The organism is Streptomyces sp. 840.1 (genome assembly GCF_003751445.1).
Lineage (GTDB): Bacteria > Actinomycetota > Actinomycetes > Streptomycetales > Streptomycetaceae > Streptomyces.
Genome location: NZ_RJUU01000002.1, coordinates 1,370,766 through 1,389,080, shown reverse-complemented (window position 1 = coordinate 1,389,080; position 18,315 = coordinate 1,370,766). Strand labels below are relative to the sequence as shown.

Genomic DNA, 18,315 nt, shown 5'->3' with positions numbered 1-18,315 from the left:
CCACTTCCGGTACGTGCTGACCGTCCGGTCCGGGAGGGCGGCGGGCCGGTTGCGCGCCACCGGCCCTCCCGGTGCGGGTGCCGCCGTCCCGGGCGGCACGCCGTCAGGTGCGCGGCACGCGCAGGGTGACCAGTTGGAAAGGCCGCAGCGCGAGTTCCACGCCACCGGCGTCCTCCACCGGCCGTTCGGCGTCCGCCAGCGGACGCTCCAGGAGGTCGGCCGGCACCGCCCTCGTGGTGGCGAAGCCGTCGACGCGCACGGTGCCGCGGGCCCGTCCACCGTGCGCTTCATACAGGCGTACGACCAGCTCACCGCTGCGGTCGTCGGCCAGTTTCACCGCGCTGACCACGATGGCGTCGTTGTCCACCGTCACCAGTGGCGGGACGTCGGTCGCGGTGCCGGTGACCCGGCGCTCCGGCAGGTTCGCCCGGTGCCCCTCGCGGACCGCGTCACCGATCGCCGCGCCCGGCACCAGCGCATGGTGGAACCGGTGGAGGCCCTGGTCGGTCTCCGGGTCGGGGTAGCGCGGGGCACGCAGCAGCGAGGCCCGCACGGTCGTGGTCGTACCGGCGTCGGGCCCGGTACGCACGGCACGGGTCACGTCGTGGCCGTACGTGGCGTCGTTCACGATCGCGACCCCCCAGCCCGGTTCGTCGACATGCACGAAACGGTGGTTGCACGCCTCGAACTTGGCCCACTCCCAGCTCGTGTTCTGGTGGGTGGGCCGGTACACATGGCCGAACTGGGTCTCGGAGGCGTACCGGTCGGCCTTCACGTCCAGCGCGAAGGCCAGTTTCAGGAAGCGTTCCGTCTCGTGCCAGTCCACCTCGGTGGCGATGTCGAGCCGCTTGGCGCGGGCCGGGACCGTCAGGAGCTGGATGACACGGGAGTCACCGAAGGCGCGCTCGACGCGCACCGCCGTGCCGTCGACGCCCAGTTCGGTGACCTCGGTGAGGTCACTGCCGACGTTCCGGTAGAAGGCGTCGACGTCCCAGGCGTCCCACTGGTTGGGGAAGTCGGGATGGAGCTGAAGGAGGTTGGCCGCCTGCCCCGGCGCGATGGCCTCGCGGTCCGCGCCGTGGTCGTACGCGGAGACGACGAGGCCGCGTCCGTCGATCTCGATCCGCAGCATCCCGTTGTCCAGGACGTACCCACCGCCGTCGCGCGGTACGGGGACCACCGATTCACCATGACCGGACGTGGCCGACGCACCACCTGCGGGAACCGAACCACGGCTGTGCGGAGCCGAGTTGAAGGACAGATCGGTGCCCCCGGACGCGTCACCGGCGAGCGCGCGCTGCGCGGAGTCGATGATGTCCTCCAGCTCCGCGGCGATCCGTGCGTAGGTCTCGCGCGCCTCGCGGTGCACCCAGGCGATCGACGATCCGGGCAGGATGTCGTGGAACTGGTGCAGCAGCACCGTCTTCCAGATCCGGTCCAGCTCCTCGTACGGGTAGGGGAACGCGGTCCGCACCGCTGCCGTCGTCGCCCACAGCTCGGCCTCCGTCAGCAGGGATTCGCTGCGCCGGTTGCCGCGCTTCGTCTGTGCCTGGCTGGTGAGGGTGGCGCGGTGCAGTTCGAGGTAGAGCTCTCCGACCCAGACGGGCGGGTCGGGATACTCGGCTTCGGCCTGGGTGAAGAATTCGGCGGGGGTCTCCCACTCCACGGTCGCCGATCCTTCGAGGCTGCGCAGCCGGGCCGCCTTGGCGACCATCTCACGGGTGGTGCCGCCGCCCCCGTCACCGAAACCGGTCGGCGCGAGCGACCGGGAGGCGACCCCCTTCTCCTTGAAATTACTTGCCGCGTGGGCGATCTGACGGCCGTTCATTTCGCAGTTGTACGAGTCGACGGGCGGGAAGTGGGTGAAGATCCGGCTGCCGTCGATGCCCTCCCACTGGAAGGTGTGGTGCGGGAACGAATTGGTCCTGCTCCAGGAGATCTTCTGCGTCAGCAGCCACTTGGAACCGGCCGCCCTGATGATCTGCGGCAGTCCCGCCGCGAAGCCGAAGGTGTCCGGCAGCCACGCCTCGTCGTTCTCGATGCCGAACTCGGTGAGGAAGAACCGCTTCCCGTGCACGAACTGACGGGCCATCGCCTCCGAGCCCGGCATGTTCGTGTCCGACTCGACCCACATGCCGCCGGTGGGGACGAACCGGCCGTCCGCGACGGCTTTCTTGACCTTCGCGTACACCTGCGGTCGGTGTTCCTTGATCCAGGCGAACTGCTGGGCCTGCGACATCGCGAAGACGAAGTCGGGCTCGTCCTCCAGGAGAGCGGTCATGTTGGACGTCGTACGCGCGACCTTGCGCACCGTCTCGCGCAGCGGCCACAGCCACGCGGAGTCGATGTGCGCGTGGCCGACGGCGCTGATGCGGTGCGCGGCGGGAACGGCAGGGGCGGCGAGCACGCCCGCCAGCGCGTCCCGCGCGGCCTGCGCCGTACGGTTCACGTCCTGGAGGTCGACGACGTCCAGCGCCCGGCCGACCGCCCGCAGGATCTCCCAGCGGCGGGCACCCTCGACCGGCAGCTCCGCCATCAGCTCACCGAGGACCTCCAGGTCCATGACCAGGTTCCACACGGTCTCGTCGAACACGGCCAGGTTCATCTCGCCCAGCACGTACTGCGGCGCATCGCCGGCGGTGGCCCTCTCCCCCATCGGCGTCGGCTGGAACGGCACGCCGCTCCCGTCGAGGTCGGGGTTGGAGGCGGCCTCGATCCGCCAGTCGACCTGCTCCCCGCCCTCCACCGGTGATCCGACGCGGACGTACGAGTTGCGCGGGTGCAGGCCCTTGACCGGGGTGCCGTCCGGCAGGTGGACGAGGCCCTCGCACTGGAAGCCCGGCGTGCGCGGGGTGAAGCCGAGGTCGAGCACGGCCTCGACGGTGCGGCCCGCCCACTCGGCGGGGACCGTACCGGTGACCCTGAACCAGCTGGTCCCCCATGGCGCGCCCCAGGCCGTGCCCGGGGTGATGGGACGGCTCGGCGCCCTGAGGCCCTCGGCCACGGGGACGGGCTCGCCCGCCGTGGACCAGATCTCGACGGCCAGGGGGGTGGTGACGGGGTGGACGGCGGGCCGGATGCGTTCCCTGAGGACGCGGTCCAGGCGTGCTTCGACCAGGTTCCGGTCGTCGTGCATGAAGGGGGTCTCCTGTTGCTGCGAGCGGGGTATCCGGCGGTCGGTGTCGCTCGGCCGCCGGTCGCGGTACGAGGCCGGTGTCGGAGTTGCTGTCGGTGGCGGCATCGGCGTCGGCGTCAATGTCGATGTCCGTGTCGGTGAGACCGGCGCCGGTCAGGGGCTGCTGTCCGCCACTGGTGCGGGGCGCTCGCAGGTGGTGGTCACTGCCAGCGCGCGGCCCTGGCCGGCCGCGTCCATCAGGGTGAGCATGACGTCCAGGACGTGTGCGGCGAGGTCGGCGGACGCGCGGTGCGGGCGACCGCTGTGGAGCGCATCGGCCAGATCCGCCAGGCCCGCCCCGCGCCCCGTGTCCCGATAGCCGGCCGACACGGGCAGCGCGTCCCAGCCGTCACCGCGGTTGATCTCGACCGGGCCGTCGAAGTTGTTCGGGTCGGGCACGGAAAGCGAGGCGCCGGTGCCGTGCACCTCGATGCGGGGCAGCCGCGCGGCGCGCACGTCGAAGCTCATCACCAGCGTGGACAGGGCCCCGCCGGCGTGCTCCAGGACCCCGGTGATGTGGGTGTCCACCTCGACCGGGAAGGTCTGCCCGGCGCGGGGCCCGCTGCCGATGGTCCGCTCGGCGCGGGGCCGGGAGGACGCGCCGGTCACCTTGGTCACGGGGCCGAGCAGGTGGACCAGGGCCGACAGGTAGTAGGGGCCCATGTCGAGCAGCGGTCCGCCGCCGGGCCGGTAGTAGAACTCGGGATCCGGGTGCCACTTCTCGTGGCCCGCGCCCGTCATGAAGGCGGTGGCCGCGACCGGCCGGCCGATCAAGCCGTCGTCGACGGCCTTGCGCGCGGTCTGTGTCCCGGTTCCCAGGACGGTGTCGGGCGCGCAGCCGACCCGCAGTCCGGCCGCGCGCGCCGCTGCGAGCACGGCGTCGGCCTCCTTGCGGTCCGCGGCGAGGGGCTTCTCGCCGTACACGTGCTTGCCCGCGGCGAGCGCCGTCAGGGCGATGTCCGCGTGCGCGGCCGGGATCGTGAGGTTGAGGACGGTGTCCACGTCGTCGCGGGCGACCAGGTCCGCGACGGTCGGCGCGAGGGAGACCCCGTCACCGGCCTGCTCCACGACGGCCCGCGCGCGGGCGGCGTCGAGGTCGGTGACGGCGGTGAGCCGCACGGACGTCAGCCGCTCCAGCGTGGACAGATAGGCGCCGCTGATCTTCCCCGCGCCGACGATGCCGATGTTCAAGGGCTTCAGCGGCTCGCCCACAGCAGCCCCCTCTCGGTCAGCGCGCGGACCTGGGGCACGTCGAAGTCGTCGGGCTTGTGCCCGATGGTCGAGACGAAGACCCGGCCGGCCCCCCAGGTCCTGGTCCACACGGCCGGCATCACAGCGGGCCCGTCGTGCGGTTCGGCGGCCGGGAAGGTGGTGGTGGCCAGGACCTCGATGCGCGGGTCGGTGAGGACCCAGTACTGCTCGGTGTGCACGGAGAAGTCGTCGAGGCCCGCGATGACCGGGTGATCCGCGTGCTCGGGCGCGAAGTTGTACGTGTGGTCGTGGAAGCCCGGCGGATGCATCACGAACTTTCCGCCGGTCAGCAGGTGGTAGCCGTGGTCGTGGAAGCAGTCGACGATGCCGCCGTGCCAGCCGGCGAGACCCGTGCCCGCCCGTACGGCTGCGGCGAGGTTCTCGCGCTGTTCGGGCGTGATGGTGCCCATCGTCCAGCAGTGCACGATGAGATGGGTGGCGGCGAGCTTCTCCGCGTCCTCGTACACCGCGAGGTCCTCGGAGGTCTCGACGACGAACCCCTGTTCCTTGAGGAAGGGGAGGAATCCGTCGCTGATCGTCACGGGCTGATGCCCGTTCCAACCGCCGCGGACGACGAGCGCCCGCCTGGTGTCGGTGGTCAAGGTGATTGCACGCTCCCATCGGCGCCGCACGTGCGGGGTGCGGCGGTAGGGGTCTGGGCGAGTTCGGCCAACAGACCGGGGCGGAGCGGGGGTTACCGCTGATCAGGCCGGTCGTCGACTGGGTGCGATAAGAACGTACGAACGGTGAACATAGTTTGTCAATACGCTTTACGAAGTGCGTCGAAGACGCTTCGGAGAGCCGCGCGACAGCCCGGGGCCGGGGCCCGCATCCCCCGCGCCCCGGGACACAGGCCCGGTCTCGGGCCGGCGCGGTGTTCAGTCGGTGATGCGGAACGTGGACGGTGAGTCGTTGCGCTGCGCCACCTGCCCCGGACGGAGGTTCGTCACCGTGTTGCCCGCGAACCGTCCGGTGCCGATGACACCGGATCCGATCAGGATTCCCTGCTCCGCCGGGTGGTCGATGGTGTTGCTCGTCAGCGTCACATCGACCCGCGTCAGGTCGACGAAGAGGCCCGCACGGAAGGCTCCGCGCATCACATTGTCACTCAGGGTGACATGGGTGTAGGCGTCGGGGAACAGCGAGGAGCTGTTCGGAGAGCCGATCCGCACCCCGTGCCGCACACTGTTCCAGCCACCACCGCCGATCAGGGTGTTGCCGCTGATCGTGGCGGACTCCAAGGGGTGCCCGGTGTCCCCGAACACCCCGATGTCCAGAGCGCTGTTGGAGGACACGCTGTTCACGAGGTTGTTGCGAACCTCTACTCCCCTGCCTCCCGCGACTCGCAGGCCGTTGGCCCACCAGGGCGCGATCGCGGTGTTGTTCAGGATCTTCGCGCCTGTCACCTGACCGTTCGTCCCGCTCACGCCCGCGTCGGAGTACGTCGCGAAGGAGTCGTCGCCGGTATTCCGGGCGAAATTGTTGCGGACGGTGATGTTGTCGCCGAGCTTGTCCGGGTCCTTCGTATTGCCGTTGTTGATGTTGAACCCGTCCCCGTAGCCGTCCGAGGTCCGGCTGTTCTCGATGAGGCCGTTCGATCCGGAGAGCCAGTTCGCGTCGGTGTGGCGCGTCCAGATCCGCTGGACCAGCCAGCCGCCGGCGCCGCTGGCGTTGATGCCGTAGTCCGCGCCGCCGGTGCCACCGACCCCGCGCCAGACAGCGTTCGAATCGATCTGGATGTCGCGCAGCGTGGTGTGCGACCCCACCAGGGTCTTCGAGCGCCACGAGGTGGCCGGCAGAGGGCTCCTGCGGTAGATCGTCGAGTACCACATGCCGGCGCCCTCCACCGTGACCCCGGTGAAGTCGAGCGGCGTGGACGCAAGGCTGTTCGTCAGGTACTTGCCGCTCGGGATCCAGACCGTCTTCCCCTGCCGGCGCGCGGCGTCGACCGTGTTCTGGATGGCGACCGTGGAGTCCTTCCCGAACTCCGGGTCGGCGCCCTCGCTCACCACGGAGAGGGAGTTCGCCGGCCGGGTACGGGCGGGCCCCACATCCTCCAGGTCGACGGAGTCGATGTCGTAGACCGCAGCCGTGTTGCCCGTGCCCTTACGGAACGTGACGGTGCTGCCTGCCGGGATCGGGGCGCCGGACACCCGGACGGGGAAGTCGTTGTAGAAGCGGTACGGCATACCGCCCGCCTTGGGGTCGTCCGGGTCCGTGGTCGCCCCTCGGTAGTTCCACGCCTGTGCGGAGCTCAGCGTGACCGCCTGACGGAACGCGCCGTCCACGTACACGTCCAGCGACGCGCTGATGCCGCCGCCGTTCGGCGCGTCGGGGACCGAGGCGCGCACCACGAGGGTGTTGGCACTCCTGCCCGAGCCGTTCGGCACCGTTACCGCGTCACCGGTGCTCTTCAGCTCCACCAGCGCGTTGCCCGACGCCTCCGTCTCCAGGGAGGCCGAGGCCGGGACCGTCGCCCCGGGGCTGATCGAGCGGACGCGGGCGGCGCCGCCGAGCGTCCCGGCTTCCGCCTCGACCGTCACGAAAGGCGTCGTGGCGCCGGTCTTCGCTACCCGCTCGCCGTCGGGCCCGGCTGCGGCCTGCGCGTGGCCGCCGGAACCGGGGAGTACGCCGAACAGCGTGCAGGCGACGACGGCAGCGATGCCCCCGAGCCGGCGGGAGGTTCCTCGAAGTCTTCTGCGGTGCATGGGTCACCTCGTGTGGGAGTAGTCCATGGGATGCGCGACAGGGCGGGGAAGCGGACCGCGAAATGGCGGCGTTCCCGGTGCAGGGCGATCGCGCGCGGACGGGCGCCTGCGTGGACCCGGCAACAGGACACGACCGAGTTCCACCACGTGACCGGCATCTGAGTGCTGGTCAGTGGCAGGTCAACTGACTTACCTGTAAGTGGAGTTGAGGAAACACAGCGTCGAGCGGGGCCGCCCTGCGAACTTAGGAACGGGGACCATGCTTTGTCAATACGCTGTACTAACGCGGTCGCTTCCCGCTCCTGGAGCGAGGCGTAGCCCGGCGGAGGTCGCTACTGCGGTATCTCCAACGGCGCCGAAGGATTCGAGCCGGACGGCAGACGGACGGCGCGCGGACCAGGAACCGTACGTACGGTTCCTGGCCGGAGGCGGAGCCTGCGGCGGATGGGGCGGGGCGCCGGCATCACCCCCGAGCCGAGGCCGCCGAGCGGCTGGAGCGCTCGGACGGCCCGGCTCCGGCCGGCCGACATGGCATTGGCATGGCATGACACGTCGGCCGGCTTTTTGCAGACGGGAAGCCGACTCGTTACGCCTTGCGGGCCACGGCGCACCACATGGGCAGGGTGTCGTCCGGGGTGTCGGCCGGACCCGGACGCCAACGGGTCAGAGTGACGAGCCCCGGTTCCAGGATCTCCAGGCCCTCGCAGAAGCGCCGCACCTCCGCGTGCGTGCGCGGGGTGGCCGATGCGTGGCTGGCGGCGCGCTCGTTGTAGATCCGCATGGACTCGGCGACCTCGGGCGCTGTGACGTCGGCGGCCGGGTGCGACAGGACGAGGTGGCTGCCCGGGGCAAGGCGGTCCAGCAGCCGACGGGTGATGTCCCAGGGGTCCTCGGTGTCCTTGAGGTACTGAAGGATCGCCACGAGCATGAGGCCGACCGGCTGGTCGAGGTCCAGGTTCCGGGCCGCCGCTTCGAGGATCGTGTCCACGTCGCGCACATCGGCCTGTACGTAGTCGGTCTGCCCCTCGGGGCCGCTGACCAGGAGTGCCCGCGCGTGGGTGAGCACGATCGGGTCGTTGTCGACGTAGACGACACGCGATTCGGGAGCGGCCTGCTGCGCGACCTCATGAGTGTTGGCGGCGGCGGGAATCCCCGTGCCGATGTCGAGGAACTGCCGGACCCCGGCACTCGTGAGGTGACGTACGGCGCGGCCGAGGAAGGCACGGTTGGCCCGGACCGACGGCACGATCGTCGGGTTGGCCTCGGCGGCGAGCTCCGCGGCCTCCTGGTCCACCAGGTAATGGTCCTTGCCACCCAGCCAGACGTTGTACACGCGGGCGGGATGCGCGCTCGTGGGATGCGGTGCGGAAAGCGTGTTCTCGTTCATCGTGTCGTCTCCTCGTGCGGCCGCCACAGCCAGCTCGAACTCAAGTACGGGACACCGTACCTCCGTGATCCACCGCTGGTTACCGGCAGCCCGTGCGACTTGGATCCGGTCGGTGCCGGCCCGCGCCGGACCGGGAGTTCGGCAGGCCGGTGATCCACTACGGGGCCGGTCCGTCACTCGTACCGGTACTTCAGCGAGTCCGCCTCCGCCTGCTCGATGTCGGCGATCGTGAGCTCCGGCATCCGCAGTTGGGCCAGCGTCACCTCTGCCGAGTCCGGCTGAGCGTCCGCCGGCAGCCACTGCTCCGGCTTCCACGCCGCGCTGCGCAGAAGCGATTTGGGGCAGTGCGGGTAGACCTCGTCGATCCCCAGCACCAGCGCGCTGGCCGGCGGCTTTCCCACGGCGGTCAGCCGTGACAGCAGTTCCGGGCGGGTGGAGACGACGGCCCGGCCGTTCACCCGCAGGGTGGTCGTCCGCCCGGGGATGACGAACAGCAGGCCGGCCCGCCCGGTGGCGATGACGTTCTGCAGGGTGTCCAGCCGCTTGTTTCCGGTCGCGTCCGGGATGGCCACCGTCCGCTGGTCCAGGACGGTGACGAATCCGGCGGGTCCGCCGCGCGGCGAAACATCGCAGTTGCCGTCGGCGTCCGCGCTGGCGATGAGGACCAGCGACGCGCATCCGATCAACTGACGCGCTTTGTCGGTGAGTTCGCTCATCTGCTTGCGTACGGCCGCCTCGCTGGGGAGTGCGTACGCCCGGCGCAGCGCGTCCCGGTCCTGCACCGCGTCGAGACGGAGCGAGTCGAAGGCGCTATCGGCAGGGGATGTCGTCATGCCGCTGACCCTAACGATCGGACCTGCGGGCACTCCTGGCCGGTTACGGCAGCGCCGGAAGAGCCGGGGCGACCCTCGGCTGCCGCCCTCGGCCGCTTCCCGGCCCGGAAGCGGCCGGAGCCTCCTGGCCAGTGAAGGTCGTTCACGTCGCTCGCATCAGTGCGCGGCAGCAAATGCCGGGCCGCCCCGCCCCGGAGCGGTCATTGCATATGCTGGCGTACCGGTTGTACTTTGCTGGCGATAGTGAACCAGCTGCCCGAACCATCGGGTTCAGGTCCTCGCCCCGCGGATCGGCTACGGCTGCGGCCGGTGCGAGGAGGGGTACCGATCCGGATGGACCACCCCGTCACCCTCCGACTGCGCGCGTGCGCCGGTCCGAGGAAGGAAGAACTTGCCTACCAAGACGCTGTTGATCCCGACCGCCGACGGCCGGGCCGACGCCCTCGCCGCCTTTCCCGACAGCGACGAGCGGCACCCGGGTGTGCTGCTCTACCCGGACGCCTTCGGCGTGCGGCCGGTACTGGAGGAGATGGCCCTCGAACTGGCCGGGCACGGGTACTACGTGCTCGTGCCCAACATCTTCTACCGGCACGGCCCGGCGCCGGTGATCGAACTGCCCGAGCACATCGGTGCCGAGGCCCGGCCCGCGATCTTCGCCCAGGTGATGCCCCTGATCGAGGCGCACACGAGCGAGCGCGCCCTGCGCGACGCCGACGCCTACCTGGAGTTCCTCACCGGCCGGCCCGAGGTCAGCGCCGGACCGGTGGCCGCGGTCGGCTACTGCATGGGCGGTACGCTCGCGATGCGCACGGCGGCCGCCCACCCCGACCGGGTGGCCGCGGTCGCCGGATTCCACCCCGGCGCCCTGGTCACGGGCGCGCCCGACAGCCCGCACCACCGCTTCGCCGAAGTAACCGCCCAGGTCCACCTCGGCCTCGCCGAAGGCGACATGACGCCCGAGACCTTCAGCGAGCTCAAGCAGGCGCTGGACGCCGCAGGTGTCAGCCACACCAGCGAGATCTACCCCGGCACCACTCACGGCTTCACCATGTCCGACACCGACGCCTTCAGCGCCTCCGGGCTGCGCCGCCACTGGGACCGTCTGCTGCCCCTGCTCAGCGAAGCCCTCACCGGCGGCTGAGGCCCCCCGGCCCGTCCGGGCCGCGGTAGCGGGCGTCACGAGCGGCGGTGTGCGCGGGCCATGTGTCGTGCGGCGAGAGCGCATCAACTGACGCAGGGGGGATTCACCGGTCCGGCCGTGGCACAGCACCCGGCGCCCCGTGGCACGCTGGCCCGGTGAAGAAGCTCTCCCCCATCACTCCGGACGCGCCTGCCCGCATTCGCGTCCCGCTGTTGACGCAGCAGTGGCTCGACCTCTGCTTCGTCCACTGGGCCGTCGAGCCGGAAGCGGTGGCGGGGCTGCTTCCGGCCGGGACCGTGCCCGACACGTACCGGGGAGTCACCTACGTCGGCCTCGTCGCGTTCCGGATGCATCGGGTCGGGTGGCTCGTGCTGCCCGGCGTGCCGTATCTCGGTTCGTTCCCCGAGACCAACGTGCGGCTGTACTCGGTCGACGCGGACGGGCGGCGCGGAGTCGTCTTCCTGTCGATGGACGCCGCCCGGCTGATCCCGGCGGTCATGGGGCGGATCGGCTTCCGGCTGCCGTACCGGTGGTCCCGCATGGGCCTGCGCGTCGCCGGCGACACCGTCACCTACACCAGCTCGCGCCGGCTGCCCGGCCCTCGCGGGGCGTACAGCCGGCTCACGGTGCGGGTCGGGGAGCGCATCGCGGAGCCCACGGAGCTGGAGCACTTCCTCACGGCACGCTGGGGCATGCACAACGCCTTCTTCGGCGGCGTGGCCCACCTGCCCAACCATCACCCCCGGTGGCCGCTGCACCGCGCCGAGCTGACCGTCTGCCAGGAGAACCTCATCGAAGCGGCCGGTCTGCCCGCGCCGCGCGACGCCCCGGTCAGCGTCCTGTACTCCCCCGGCGTGCCGGTCCGCCTCGGCCGCCCTGCCCGGCCGGCGGGAATCCCGACACCGTGAGCCGGCCGGCCACGTCACCGCACCCCAGGAGAGCCCACCCCCATGCCCGACAGCAACGACCTGCTGGTCATCGGCGAATGCGTCGCCGACATCGTCCGACTGCCGGGCGCGGCGGAACAGGTGCACCCGGGAGGCAGCCCGGCCAACGTCGCCTACGGCCTGGCCAGGCTCGGACACGGCGTCACCCTGCTCACCCAGCTCGGCCCGGACGCCTACGGGCGGCAGATCCGCGCCCATCTCGCCGGGGCCGGGGTCGAGGTCCGCACGGACGGGGCCACGGCACCGACCCCGTGCGCAGCCGTCAGCCTGGACGGCGCGGGGCGGGCCGCCTACACCTTCGAGATCACCTGGGCGCTCGGCGCGGTCGCCCTGGAGCGGCCGCCCCGGCACGTCCACACCGGCTCGGTCGCGGCCGTGATGGAGCCGGGCGCGACCGGTGTCGTCGCCGCCGTCGACTCGCTGCGCGCCGCGGCGACCGTCAGCTACGACCCCAACGTGCGCCCGGAGCTGATGGGGGACCACGAGGCCGCCGTGCGCAGGGTCGAGAGCTGTGTCGCGCTCAGCGATGTGGTCAAGGCCAGCGACGAGGACCTGGAATGGCTGTACCCGGGCCAGGCCCCGGAGCGGGTCGCCGAGCGGTGGCTCGCCACCGGCCCGGCCCTCGTGCTGGTCACCCGGGGCGGCGACGGGGCCCTGGCGGTGCTGCCCGACGGCCGGGTGCCGGTCGGCGCACCGCCCGTCGACATCGTGGACACGGTGGGGGCCGGGGACGCGTTCATGTCGGGCACTCTGCACGCGCTCGACGCGCACGGGCTGCTCGGTGCGGACGGGCGGGAGCGGCTCCGTTCGGTGGACCGGGCCACGGTCACCGACGTCCTGCGCCATGCGGCGGCCTCGGCGGCCGTGACCGTCGCGAGGGCCGGCGCCAACCCGCCCGACGCGGCGGAACTCGCCTCGGCGCTCGGCGGGACCGGCCGCTGACGCGGGGGCCGGCGCGGGCCGGAGGCGGGTGCCGCGCAGGCTCTGCCTGCCCCTACCCCCAGCACCGCTTGGGTTCGCGGCGGGCCGCGGCGATGAGCGGCCGGGTGGGCTTGGGGCGGGGCTGGAGCCGGTTGCGAACGGAGGGCCGTCCCGGGGCGGGCGCGCTGCTGGCAGTGAGGCTTCGGATGTGGTCGGTGAATCCGGGTGCGGGCAGGGGCAGTTCGAAGTCGTCTATGTGCCCGACGGCCGCCGGTACGTAGTCCAGCACGGCCCCGACCATGGCGGGCACCGGGGCCGGTTCGGTCTTGAGCGCGCCGAGGATGCGCAGCGCCGTGGGCAGCAGGCTGGCATCGGTGGTCGTCACGGCGTTGAGCGCGTCGGTGACGACGCCGGGCACGTCGTCGGCGGTGACGTCCGGCGCGGCGTCGGTGGAGTCGTCGGTGGAGGGGGGCGCGCTCTGGATCTGCTCGGTCTGTTCGTACCACCAGCGGGCTTCGCCGTACTCACCGAGTGCGAGGTGGTGGAGGTAGAGGCAGTAGGAGGCGGCGGGGTCGCCGGCGCCGGCCGCGTACTGCCACCAGAAGCGGGCGTTCTCCTCGGATTCGGCGAGCTGGAGGATGCAGCCCAGGACCCGTGCGCCCGGGGGTTCGGGGAGCTGGGGGGTGAGGAAGGCGTCCAGGGTGCTGAGGGCGGTGTTGCGGGTGACGACGGTTTCGCAGAGGGTCTGCAGGTTCTGGGCCGCTTCGTGCTCGCCGGGCGCCTCCGGCGCGGGAACGGCTGGTGACGGCGGGGCGGGGGACGGTCCGGCCGTGTGGAGGCGGGCGAGCAGGCGGGTCTCGGCCGCGTTGATGTCGTCCTGGGTGTAGGGCGTGGTGACGAGGCGTGCGCGGGAGAGGAACTCCGTGATGTGGCGTGTCATCGTCGCCCTTCCATGGCGCGGTCCGGTCCCAGGATGTCCCGCAGCCGGCGCGTGGCGTGCCGGACCGTGGAGCGGACGGTGGCGCTGGTGATGCCGAGTACGTCGGCCACTTCGGGTGCGTTCAGCCCGTGGAGGCAGGTCATCACCATGACGTCGAGCTGCCGCTCGGTGAGCTGCCGCATGGCCCTCATGAGGGCGAGGGACTCGGTGATCTGTCCGTACGGGTCGACGGCGTCGCGCAGGGCGACGGTGTTGAAGGCCTCCTCGTCCAGGAGCGGGGGCCGGCGCCTGCGGGCGCGGCTGTGGTCGTTGACCTTGTTGCGCATGACGGTCCACGCGTAACCGGCCGGGTTCTCGACGAGCAGGACCTTGTCCCAGGTGCGCAGAAGCTGCTCGAAGGCGCTGTCGATGGCTTCCTCGGCATCGTGGCGGTTGTGCAGGAAGGTCTCGGCGTAGTGAACGTAGCGCGGACGGTTCATCTGGTGGAAGGCGGTGAAGGAGAGGTCGGGGAACTGCTGCGTCATCGGATCGGTGTCCGGACGGGTGCGGCTTCGGTTTTCGGTCACCGGCCTTCCTTCCCGTCGCGGGGACGGCGGTTCAACTCGCTCACCCCGGCCTGGACTCCTGCGGCCGCCAGATGGCGCAGCAGGGTGCGGGCGTCCTTGCCGAAGACGCGGATCGTGACCGCCAGGATCATCAGGTCACCTACGAGGTGGATCGTCACAGGCGCGAGCCTCTGTTCGTGCGAAGAGCCGGGCGCTTCATCGAGCCCGGGAAGTGCGCGGGTCGTGCGCCCTTCACTCTCAACAACACCTGGCAACGAACAAGTGTGCAGGGGCAATTCGGAGAAAGTGACGGATCGGCGGAACCGGTGACGCACGGATGTTCCCTCTTGCTCATCCGGCGTCACCAGCCGCCCCACGTCACGCGCGGGGCACCACCGCGACCAGCGCACACACCCCACGAGCGCCACTTTGCGTGAATTTGCGCGAATCCAGCAAACACTGACCGTGACTCAGCTCACAGAGAGTGCACCCAGCCCCGCAGAAACTCGAGAGCTTCGGCGCGAGCCTGTGCGACGCCACGCCCACCGCTCCGTGGCTACGTCGCGGCCGGCGGGCCAGGAACGGTTCCGGGGCTCGGGGCGCAGGGCTCGGGGTTCGGGCCTCAGGCATGGGCCGGGGTCCTGGCCCCCGGCGCGAAGGAGAAGCCAAGCAGTTCCTCGACCGGGGTGTAGACCTCGGGCATGTGCATCGTCGACGAGAGGAGCAGGTTCTCGGCCGGCGCGTACAGCACACTGAGCCGGCTGCCGACCGCGACGTCGGCGGAGGCCAGCGGCGCGCCGTCGGCGTCGAACGTCGTGATCAGGTCCGGGAACGCGGCCCTGCGCTCGCCGCCGAGTTCCAGCGTCATGTACTCGTTGACGAAGTGCAGGGTGGTGCCCTCGGCGTCGTCCAGCACGGCGACGCCGACGTCCAGGCCCTCGCGCTGTTCGCAGCGGTACTCGCGGACCGTGCCGGTGGCGACGAGCTCGCCGCCCAGGTGGAGCGCCGCGCCGGCCGGGCCCTCGGCCAGGAAGCGGTGGCCGAGCCCGATGGCGAAGCCGATCGCGCCTGGCGCGCCGTGCGCCGTGGCGTAACCGACCTCGATCGCGTTCCGGGCGACGCCCACCCAGCCGCCGGCCTCCACCGACGCGCGCCGGACCACGGACGAGGTGGCCTCCAGGCCGCCGGCGACGGCGCCCTCGACGTACGTGTGCGGCCTGCCGCCCGCGTAGCCCTGCACGGAGCGGTATCCGTCCTCCTGGTGAAGTCCCATCGCGCCCATCACGCTGGAGGGGTGGGCGCGCCCGTTGCAGGCCAGGTCGATGACGGGCAGGCCGGTCATCGCGGAGTGGAACCAGCCGTTGATGGTGGTCTCGGCGCCGTTCTCGTTCGTGTGGATCGCGGCGAGCGGGCGCGGCAGGTCGCGGCGCAGCAGCTCCAGGGCGCGCAGCAGATGCGTGGGCAGCACCAGCGGGTCGGCCGCGGCGGGCGCACCCACCAGGGCGACGGTGGCGGTGAGGTCCTCGGGCGCGAACTCGTCGGCGGTCCACAGCTCCGGCGCACCCACCTGGAGGGCGAGTTCAGCGGTGCGCAGCCCGCGCCCGACGAATCCGCCGCCGCCCCCGCCGAGCACGGCGCCGCCGTACACGGCCGCGCGGATGTCTTCCTGGGTCAGCTGTCGCTTCACGTTTCTTCTCTTCTTCTCTGAAGTGGGGGGCTGGTCGAGTTCTCTGAGGCGGGGGGGGCTGGTCGAGCGGGCGGGCCGGCCGCCGCTCGTGCGGGGCGTCTACTTGCGCAGGGCGTCGAACGCGCCGTGGCCGAAGGAGTAGAGGGCGTCTCCGGCGATGGCGCCGCCGGCGAAGACCTCCAGGTCTTCTCTCACGCGCGGGCCGAGCACCCGCGGCGCCAGCAGCCGGCAGACCAGGCCGGCCGCGACCATCCAGCCCGCCATGGGCGTGGTGATCAGCAGACCGGTGGCCAGCAGGATGCCGAGCTGGCGGCGCGGTCCGCCCAGGAACTGCACCAGGGCGCCGGGAATCGCCCACAGGGCGAGATCGCGGGCGGTCGCCATGGAGGGGCCGGCCTTGATCGCGGCGACGTAGGCCGCGTCGATGGGCGGCACCTTCCCGTTGTCGAAGAACATCCGGTACGAGACAAGGACCACGACCACCGCCACACCGAAGCCGATCATGGCCGCGATCAGCTGCTGGCGGCGGCCCTCCAGGTCGAAGGCGGGACCGTCGCCGTCGCGCAGCAGGTGTCCGGTCTTGAGGTCGTAGCCCATGTCGGCGAAGGCCGGTCCGGTGGCGGCGGTGAAGCCGGCCAGGACCACGAGAGCCTCCGGCGGGAATCCGATGAGGATGCCGAGCAGGACGGTGATCAGGGCGACGGCGAAGGCCGGGAACCAGCCCGCGTGCATGGCGGCGATGCCGACCAGCAGCTCGTGGACGAAGGCGGCCGCGGTCGCGTACACGATGAACCCGATCAGCATGCCGGGGCTCATGTGGGTGGCGATGCCGGTGCCCAGGGTCAGCAGCAGGGCGATGACGAGGTAGGCGCCGCCGCCGATGCCCAGTGAACGGCCGGGGCGGCGGCCGGGGTCCGGGCCGGTGGCGGTCGTCGTGGCCGCCTTCCCGGTACGGCCGTCGAGGACGACACGCCCCACCTGGAAGAGGGCGACCACACCGGCGCCGATCATCATGCCGTGCGGCAGGTAGACCGAGTTGAGGTCGACGCCGGTCAGGCTGTCCGCATACGAGCTGGTCAGCAGGCCCACGCCGAACGCGATCATCGCGCCGAGTCCGCCGATCAGGGCGACGCCGAAGGCCGACATCGGCAGCGAGAGGGCGGATCCGAGCGCCCCGGCCAGCAGACCGGCCCCGAGCACCTTGGCACGGCGGCCGCCCCCGTCGCCCGCCTTGATGGCCTCGGCCGCGGCGATGCCGGGCGGCCACGGGTTGTCCGCGGGGAAGGCGGGGGTGTCGAAGAGGCGGTACAGCAGCCAGGCGTCCACCAGCATCGCGGCGGCCACCCCGATCAGCATGGGCAGCACCATGTCGGGCAGCCCGAACAGGAACGGGATGCCGATCGGCAGGAACAGGCTGTTCGCGGCGCCGAACGTCGCCGAGGAGATGCTGGTCTGGGCGAGGTTCTGGGCGTGCACCGAGCGGTAGCCCCGGAAGACGGCCAACGGGACGCGGGCCAGCGTCATCGCGGCGAGCGCCCCGACCAGTGAGGTGCTGGGCGTGATGCCCAGCGTGGCGAGCAGCTGCATGCCGACGACGGCGCCGAAGAGGCTGAGCACCACGGTGAGGATCAGATTGCCCGGTGCGAGGGCGCGCGGATGGCGTCGCGGGGAGGCCGCGAGCCGTTCGACGCGGGTCGTCGTCCCGGGCGACGCGGCGCTGTCGGCGTCGTGGCTCATGGGTGCTCCTGACGGGCCGGTGCGGAGGCGATGGGCTCCGGCCACTGAAGTTCTAAAATATGGAACCGAGTCCTATTATCTGGACTACCCATGGATCATCGGATCGAAGGGGCCCCGCCGTCAAGAAGTCTCAGAATGTGGGCGGGCCGGCCCCGGCCCCGGGGCCGCATACCATCGGACGCGACACGGCCGGGGAGGCCGGAGAGGGAGGAAGACGGTGAGCACACTCGCCAACGCCCGGGACGTCCTGCGTCTCATGGCCCGCCTGCGGCGCGATGTCACCGTCACCGACGTGGCCGGTGAACTCGGGCTTCCCAAGAGTTCGGTGTCGCGGACGCTGAGCATGATGGCCGAGTACGGCTTCCTGGAGCGCGACCCGCTCACCCGCGCCTACCGCCCCGGCGAACTGATCATGGAGGCGTCGTACCACTTCCGCGCCTCGCGCGGCACGGTCTCGCTGCTGGAGGAGGAGGCCGCCCGGCTGGTGGCCGACACCGGGTACACCGGCTACGTGGACGTCCTGGACGGCAGCGAGTCGCTCGTACTGCACATGCGCGTCAGCGCCATCGGCTCCCTCCACGCCTACACCCCGGCGGGCACCCGGGCGCCCGCGTACGCCAGTTCGATGGGCCGGGCCCTGCTGGCCCGCCTGGAGGACGCCCAGGTCACCCGGCTCGTCGACGACCGCCTCGAACACAGCGTGGGGCAGGCGCCGAAGACCCGGGCGGAGCTGCTCGCGCAGCTGGCCAGGGTCCGGGCCGACGGGTGGGAGTTCTCACTGGGCGAGTACGTCCCGGGCGTGGCCGGCGTCTCGGGCGCCGTCCTGGACCGTGACACGGGCCAGATCTTCGGGATCGGCATCGCGCTCCCCGCCCAGGAGCTGCGCGAGGGCATGCCGGAGCGCTTCGGCCGGGCGGTGCGGGACGCGGCACTGCGCGTCGGCAAGCGGATCGGTGATCCGTACTGGCTGGGGTTCACCGCGGCCGACGGCTGACGGTCCCGCCCGGCACCCGCCCGGCGCACCTGCCGGCCTCGGGTGACGG

At 71.6% G+C, this 18,315-nt stretch carries 15 protein-coding genes; 4 read left to right on the top strand and 11 right to left on the bottom strand.

Annotated elements, in window-relative coordinates; translation table 11 throughout:
• Positions 1-103: 103 nt before the first annotated feature.
• The 6 genes from EDD93_RS32275 to EDD93_RS32250 form a co-directional block, all read right to left on the bottom strand.
• Entirely contained in the window at positions 104-3,136 is a 3,033-nt protein-coding gene (locus EDD93_RS32275; RefSeq protein ID WP_123529226.1) for a glycoside hydrolase family 38 C-terminal domain-containing protein, read from the bottom strand.
• Positions 3,137-3,289: 153 nt separating this feature from the next.
• Positions 3,290-4,387 (bottom strand): Gfo/Idh/MocA family protein, encoded by a 1,098-nt coding sequence (locus EDD93_RS32270; protein ID WP_123529224.1) that lies wholly within the window; start codon positions 4,385-4,387, stop codon positions 3,290-3,292.
• Positions 4,372-5,028: a ThuA domain-containing protein gene (locus EDD93_RS32265; protein ID WP_123529222.1), complete on the bottom strand. Its 657-nt coding sequence runs from the start codon at positions 5,026-5,028 to the stop codon at positions 4,372-4,374. The genes EDD93_RS32270 and EDD93_RS32265 overlap by 16 nt, the downstream gene beginning before the upstream one ends.
• A gap of 276 nt (positions 5,029-5,304) precedes the next feature.
• A complete protein-coding gene (locus EDD93_RS32260; protein ID WP_123529220.1) occupies positions 5,305-7,134 on the bottom strand; it encodes a right-handed parallel beta-helix repeat-containing protein in 1,830 nt (609 codons plus the stop codon).
• Positions 7,135-7,720: 586 nt separating this feature from the next.
• Positions 7,721-8,521 (bottom strand): SAM-dependent methyltransferase, encoded by an 801-nt coding sequence (locus EDD93_RS32255; protein ID WP_123529218.1) that lies wholly within the window; start codon positions 8,519-8,521, stop codon positions 7,721-7,723.
• Between the two features lie 173 nt (positions 8,522-8,694).
• A complete protein-coding gene (locus tag EDD93_RS32250) occupies positions 8,695-9,354 on the bottom strand; it encodes an MSMEG_1061 family FMN-dependent PPOX-type flavoprotein (RefSeq protein WP_123529216.1) in 660 nt (219 codons plus the stop codon).
• A 391-nt stretch (positions 9,355-9,745) separates the two neighbouring features.
• Between EDD93_RS32250 and EDD93_RS32245 the strand changes: the two genes are divergently transcribed.
• From EDD93_RS32245 to EDD93_RS32235, 3 genes are all read left to right on the top strand, one after another.
• Entirely contained in the window at positions 9,746-10,495 is a 750-nt protein-coding gene (locus tag EDD93_RS32245; RefSeq protein ID WP_123529214.1) for a dienelactone hydrolase family protein, read from the top strand.
• 155 nt (positions 10,496-10,650) lie between these two features.
• Complete coding sequence (locus EDD93_RS32240) at positions 10,651-11,403, top strand: YqjF family protein (RefSeq protein ID WP_123529212.1); 753 nt, start codon at positions 10,651-10,653, stop codon at positions 11,401-11,403.
• Positions 11,404-11,445: 42 nt separating this feature from the next.
• Positions 11,446-12,384: a carbohydrate kinase gene (locus EDD93_RS32235; protein ID WP_123529210.1), complete on the top strand. Its 939-nt coding sequence runs from the start codon at positions 11,446-11,448 to the stop codon at positions 12,382-12,384.
• Positions 12,385-12,436: 52 nt separating this feature from the next.
• On the opposite strand, the gene EDD93_RS32230 is transcribed toward EDD93_RS32235, so the two are convergent.
• From EDD93_RS32230 to EDD93_RS32215, 5 genes are all read right to left on the bottom strand, one after another.
• Positions 12,437-13,303 (bottom strand): hypothetical protein, encoded by an 867-nt coding sequence (locus EDD93_RS32230; protein WP_123529208.1) that lies wholly within the window; start codon positions 13,301-13,303, stop codon positions 12,437-12,439.
• Entirely contained in the window at positions 13,300-13,869 is a 570-nt protein-coding gene (locus EDD93_RS32225; protein ID WP_260256020.1) for a sigma-70 family RNA polymerase sigma factor, read from the bottom strand. Before EDD93_RS32225 ends, EDD93_RS32230 begins: the two co-directional genes overlap by 4 nt.
• Complete coding sequence (locus EDD93_RS39765; protein ID WP_185092598.1) at positions 13,866-14,027, bottom strand: hypothetical protein; 162 nt, start codon at positions 14,025-14,027, stop codon at positions 13,866-13,868. The genes EDD93_RS32225 and EDD93_RS39765 overlap by 4 nt, the downstream gene beginning before the upstream one ends.
• Positions 14,028-14,470: 443 nt before the next feature.
• The gene (locus EDD93_RS32220) at positions 14,471-15,535 is read right to left on the bottom strand and encodes a DUF917 family protein (protein WP_123529206.1); all 1,065 of its coding nucleotides are present in this window, start codon (positions 15,533-15,535) and stop codon (positions 14,471-14,473) included.
• Between the two features lie 99 nt (positions 15,536-15,634).
• A complete protein-coding gene (locus EDD93_RS32215) occupies positions 15,635-17,272 on the bottom strand; it encodes an OPT/YSL family transporter (RefSeq protein WP_123529204.1) in 1,638 nt (545 codons plus the stop codon).
• A gap of 217 nt (positions 17,273-17,489) precedes the next feature.
• Between EDD93_RS32215 and EDD93_RS32210 the strand changes: the two genes are divergently transcribed.
• Positions 17,490-18,266, top strand: a complete 777-nt coding sequence (locus tag EDD93_RS32210) for an IclR family transcriptional regulator (RefSeq protein ID WP_123529202.1) — start codon at positions 17,490-17,492, stop codon at positions 18,264-18,266.
• Positions 18,267-18,315 lie beyond the last annotated feature (49 nt).

Excerpts from the sequence above, each read along its gene's own strand:
- EDD93_RS32275 (WP_123529226.1), bottom strand. The coding sequence starts at position 3,136 with ATGCACGACGACCGGAACCTGGTCGAAGCACGCCTGGACCGCGTCCTC.
- EDD93_RS32250 (WP_123529216.1), bottom strand. The coding sequence starts at position 9,354 with ATGACGACATCCCCTGCCGATAGCGCCTTCGACTCGCTCCGTCTCGAC.
- EDD93_RS32260 (WP_123529220.1), bottom strand. The coding sequence starts at position 7,134 with ATGCACCGCAGAAGACTTCGAGGAACCTCCCGCCGGCTCGGGGGCATC.
- EDD93_RS32255 (WP_123529218.1), bottom strand. The coding sequence starts at position 8,521 with ATGAACGAGAACACGCTTTCCGCACCGCATCCCACGAGCGCGCATCCC.
- EDD93_RS32230 (WP_123529208.1), bottom strand. The coding sequence starts at position 13,303 with ATGACACGCCACATCACGGAGTTCCTCTCCCGCGCACGCCTCGTCACC.
- EDD93_RS32215 (WP_123529204.1), bottom strand. The coding sequence starts at position 17,272 with ATGAGCCACGACGCCGACAGCGCCGCGTCGCCCGGGACGACGACCCGC.
- EDD93_RS32235 (WP_123529210.1), top strand. The coding sequence starts at position 11,446 with ATGCCCGACAGCAACGACCTGCTGGTCATCGGCGAATGCGTCGCCGAC.